The organism is Microcoleus sp. Pol12B4 (genome assembly GCF_036701385.1).
Lineage (GTDB): Bacteria > Cyanobacteriota > Cyanobacteriia > Cyanobacteriales > Microcoleaceae > Microcoleus.
Genome location: NZ_JAUBQR010000328.1, coordinates 1 through 4,718, shown reverse-complemented (window position 1 = coordinate 4,718; position 4,718 = coordinate 1). Strand labels below are relative to the sequence as shown.

Below are 4,718 nucleotides of genomic sequence, written 5' to 3'. Positions count from 1 at the left end.
AAATTAGATTGCCGATCGAGCATTATACCAGCCCCGATCGCAACTGCAGACACGAGCAAAACTTCCAGCGCCCCTTCGCCAGATTGCCAAAATCTCAATTATGCTAACCTAGGCAAGCAGCAATCCCTTGTCACGAAGGCGATTAACATAATTTCAAACAATTTATTTTATTGAGGACCGGTGTATCCCGTATGGCAAACCTGATCGGCACAGACAGCAACGACTTTATTCTAGGAACTCCGCTGGGCGATCGAATTCGCGGCTTAGATGGCGATGACACGTCCCTGGGTGCGGGAGGAGATGACACCCTAGAGGGCGACGGCGGCAACGACCAGCTTCTTGGAGCTGACGGAGCAGATTCGTTGCTTGGCGGTGAAGGAAATGACGAACTCATTGGCAACCAAGGCCGCGATTCTGCTTCCGGCGGGAACGGCGACGACTCGATTCGCGGCGGTTTGGGCAACGACATCCTCGAAGGCAACGACGGGATAGACAGCGTGGTGGGAGACGCTGGGGACGACTTAGTTTTTGGCAACGGAGGCTTTGATGTGATTGCCGGCGGTACTGGCAACGACACCCTCACAGGGAATGACGGCGACGATTCCGTGTTCGGGAATGCTGATGATGACTTTCTCTACGGGAATTTTGGGAACGATTCTCTCAACGGCGGTAGTGGCAGGGATCAACTGTTGGGCGGTGAGGGCAACGATTACTTGAGTGCCAGCGACGGCGACGACACTTTGTACGGCAATGCCGACAACGATTCGCTCTTCGGAGATGCTGGTAATGACCAGATATTCGGTGGGAAGGCTGACGATACAGCTTTTGGCGGCAGCGGTTCCGATACCCTTCGCGGCGATGAAGGCGACGACTCGGTACTGGGAGATGAAGGTAATGACTTCCTGTTTGGCGGCAAAGGTAATGATGGTATAGACGGCGGTTTTGGCGATGACTCCTTGGCCGGAGGTATCGGCGACGATACAATTTTGGGCAGTTTCGGCAATGACAATTTATTTGGGGCAGAGGGTAATGATTCTCTGATCGGAGGTGAGGGTTCGGATACTCTGATAGGCGGCAGCGGCAGCGATGTCTTTGGATTGGGAGCCGGGCCTGGCAGTTTGGCTTTAATTACTGATTACAATGACACAGAGGATTTCTTTGGACTGCCGAGCAATTTATCTTTCGCTCAACTGCAAGTTCGCCAAGGTAACGGTGCAAATGTCAGGGATACAGTAATTACGACGCAAGATGGCAAGCTTTTAGCAATTTTGATCGACACTCCGGCGGCGCTGATCGAGGCGAATGATTTTATCGCTGTGACTGGGACGGCTACTCCCAGGCCAACCACGATTACAACTACAACTACAACTACAGTTACCAGCACAACTACAGATCCAACTCTAACTCCAACTCCGACTGAGACGCCGACTCCAACTCCAACTCCAACTCCGACTCCGACTCCGACTCCGACTCCAACTCCAACGCCGACTCCGACTCCAACTCCGACGCCGACTCCAACTCCGACGCCGACTCCGACTCCGACGCCGACTCCGACGCCGACTCCGACAGCAGCACCGACTCCGACGCCGACTCCGACAGCAGCACCGACTCCGACAGCAGCACCGACTCCGACTCCGACGCCGACAGCAGCACCGACTCCGACTCCGACTGCTTCGAGGATTCCAACTCCGCCGACAGTTAGCGTGCCGGATTCGCCTCTGCTATCAATTAGTTCGATCCCCCCGACTCCCGGACTATTGCCAATGCCGGGTCAGACGCCGATATTCCCGACGGCGATACCTTTTCCTACAGCTTTTCCTACAGCTTTCTCCTAGGTGCGATCGCGCAGCTCCGTGATGAGTGATGAGTTAATGTAAAACTCACTAAACTCATCACTCAAAACTATTTAACGTCCTGGGGAGTTTCGGCCGAGTCTTCTGGCGACTCGGCTGGAGAATCTTCTAGGGGAGATAATTGTTGGGTGTACCCCAAGAGCGATCGAAGTTTCATGCGGTGGATGTAAGGCCAACCGCCATTGGCTTCAATATTCCTGAGCAGTTTGTAAAGTGCTTGGCGGTTGTCGGGAAAAGACGCTTGAAACAAACCGTCGCGAATTTCCCGGTGCGAAGCTTCCAGTGTCCGCAGCAGGGCCAAAAGCAGCAGGCTGTCTCCCTGACAATTTTCGGCTAAAGTCCGAATCGCCTCTGTCACTGATTGCATTTGAGACTGCAAATTTTCTGACTCTAAATCTTTGCCGTTGTCCATACCGCTGCTTCCTTTGAAATCTACAAGGCCTTTGTCCCCAGCCTTTTGGTCAACCGACTAATCGAGCTAGTCGCGATCGCCATTCGGGGTCATAAGCAAAGTAACTTAAGTAGGTTGACTTAAGCAATATTAATTTGCAGTCCAAGTCAGGAAAAGAGCACCACCCGTCGTACCATGTGTATTGGGCTGCGATCGGAACATGATTGAGAAATCATAAGTTCTTGCTTATTTTCACGCCGCACTAGCTTGATTGTTTGAGTCAATGCCGGTGTCGGTGAAGCGAGGGATCAGGATCTAAATGCTGCCCGAAGCGCTGGCCTAGCCTGCCGGCGGGCAATTATATTTTGCTCGAAGTAGGGCTTTTTCTTAATATAATCCGATGTTGGATATTGAGGTTTGCAATGAAATATCGTGCTTTAATTGTTGCACTTTTAGCATTTTGCATGAGTGCGCTGGTTGCTTGTTCTTCTGCTCCTGACACGACGGTGGCGACTACCGAGTTGCTCACCTACGACCAGATTAGAGGTACTGGCTTGGCTAATAACTGCCCTAGCTTGGCAGAAACTTCTCGGGGATCGATCCCCATCGAAGCGGGCGCCACCTATAAACTGACTGGTTTGTGTTTGCAGCCCACAACTTATTTTGTGAAGGAAGAACCAGCAAACAAACGCCAAGAAGCGGAATTTGTGCCTGGTAAATTGCTGACACGGTTCACGTCGAGCATTGACCAAGTTCAAGGTACGCTCAAGGTCGGTACTGACGGCACTCTGACTTTCACAGAAGAAGACGGCTTGGATTTTCAAGCTATTACGATTCAGTTACCGGGCGGAGAGCAAGTACCTTTCTTGTTTACCATTAAACAGCTAGTAGCCAGTTCCGAACCGGGAGTGGTTGCTATCAATACTTCCACCGATTTGAGAGGGGAGTTTAACGTTCCTTCTTACCGCAGCGCAGGCTTTTTAGACCCTAAAGCTCGCGGGGTATCGACTGGCTACGACAATGCTGTAGCGCTTCCGGCTAGTGACAATTCCAAACGCGTGCGGGCTAATGTTAAGGTTGCTGACACTCGCACTAAGGCCGGCAAAATTTCTCTCCAAGTTGCTAAAGTCAACAGCGCCACTGGCGAAGTTGGCGGGATTTTTGAGAGTACGCAGCCTTCTGATACTGATTTGGGAGCTAGACCCGCTCTGGATGTGAAAATTCGGGGTTTGTTTTATGCTCGCATTGAGCCTTCTGTGTCATAAAATTGGCTTTCAGGATCGATCGAACTTGAGTAGTTTTTTGCCCTAGAGCTACTGCTCACCCTTCATTAGCCAACAGTCTTGAGCAACATAACTTAGGACTGTTGACTAATGACTAAATTTATGATTTAATTTGGATGAATACCAAGTTATTAATTTGGCATTTTCAATTAATTAAAGTATTGTATTAAAACCGCTTTAAAATTGTCATTTACTTTTTAAAAAATCCGGTTAAATTCAGGCTTGTGCCGAAGGTCTTCTGCCGGATTAAGTTCTGCCTTCAGTCGAAAAACTTTCGGATAATCCAGCTAAATCCCTGCACCTTCCGAAATTTAAACTGGTGTGTCCGCTATCACACCTATTAAGTGCTAGGATTACACTACCTAAAAGTGAATTTTTTTAGACTAGATTGGAAACTAGATCTAAAGCAAGCTCAGTCCTCTGCTCTACCCACCCTTATGCAACCATGTCTACCACAGTGCCGAACGAGCTAAAAAGCGAAAATTTGCAATTGTTGCGCGAGTATCAACTTTCTGGATCGAATGAAACCCGCAATCAGTTAGTTAAACTGAATATCGGGCTGGTGAGAAAAGAAGTTTATCACTGGATAAACCAGTGCGGTGAAAGCTACGACGATTTGCTGCAAGTCGGGTGTATTGGGTTGATCAGGGCGATCGAGCGGTTTGATATCGCGAAGGGGCACGCTTTTAGTTCCTTTGCAATTCCCTACATACGGGGTGAAATTCAACACTACTTGCGAGACAAAAGCCCTTCTGTGCGATTTCCCCGCCACTGGCAGTCCCTCGAACGCAAATCAGTAGCAGCAATCAAGGATTTGCAGGTGCAGTTAAACCGCAAACCTACGGATGCTGAAGTAGCAGCAGTCCTTGAGGTTTCTGTAGAAGAATGGCAAGAAATTAAATTGGCCCATCTCAACCGATCGCCTCTGAGTTTGGACGCGCCGATGCAGGATGAAGATGAGGGGGCTACTTGTCTGGGAGAATTGGTGCCGGATACTAAGTATCGGAGTTTTCAGTTGGCGCAAGAGGATCAAATTCGCGTACAGCAAGCTTTGGCTATGTTGGAACAACGGACTCGCGAGATATTGGAGTTTGTTTTTCTCTACGATTTGACGCAGAAGGAAACCGCTGAACGCTTGGGTATCAGTGCGGTGACTGTTTCTCGGCGAGTTAAGAAGGGGCTGGATTTGCT

At 49.7% G+C, this 4,718-nt stretch carries 4 protein-coding genes; 3 read left to right on the top strand and 1 reads right to left on the bottom strand.

Annotated features, from left to right (window positions below; translation table 11 throughout):
- Positions 1 to 191: 191 nt before the first annotated feature.
- The gene (locus QUA38_RS27380) at positions 192 to 1,835 is read left to right on the top strand and encodes a calcium-binding protein (RefSeq protein WP_333167456.1); all 1,644 of its coding nucleotides are present in this window, start codon (positions 192 to 194) and stop codon (positions 1,833 to 1,835) included.
- A gap of 67 nt (positions 1,836 to 1,902) precedes the next feature.
- On the opposite strand, the gene QUA38_RS27375 is transcribed toward QUA38_RS27380, so the two are convergent.
- Positions 1,903 to 2,265 carry a hypothetical protein gene (locus QUA38_RS27375; protein ID WP_333069282.1) on the bottom strand — a complete coding sequence of 121 codons (363 nt, stop codon included), beginning with the start codon at positions 2,263 to 2,265 and terminating at the stop codon, positions 1,903 to 1,905.
- A 401-nt stretch (positions 2,266 to 2,666) separates the two neighbouring features.
- Here QUA38_RS27375 and QUA38_RS27370 point away from each other — a divergent pair, with 401 nt between their 5' ends.
- Both QUA38_RS27370 and QUA38_RS27365 read left to right on the top strand, forming a co-directional pair.
- Entirely contained in the window at positions 2,667 to 3,509 is an 843-nt protein-coding gene (locus tag QUA38_RS27370) for a photosystem II manganese-stabilizing polypeptide (protein WP_333167454.1), read from the top strand.
- A 463-nt stretch (positions 3,510 to 3,972) separates the two neighbouring features.
- Positions 3,973 to 4,718: RNA polymerase sigma factor SigF (locus QUA38_RS27365; RefSeq protein ID WP_333167452.1), on the top strand; the 746-nt coding region annotated here is incomplete at its 3' end.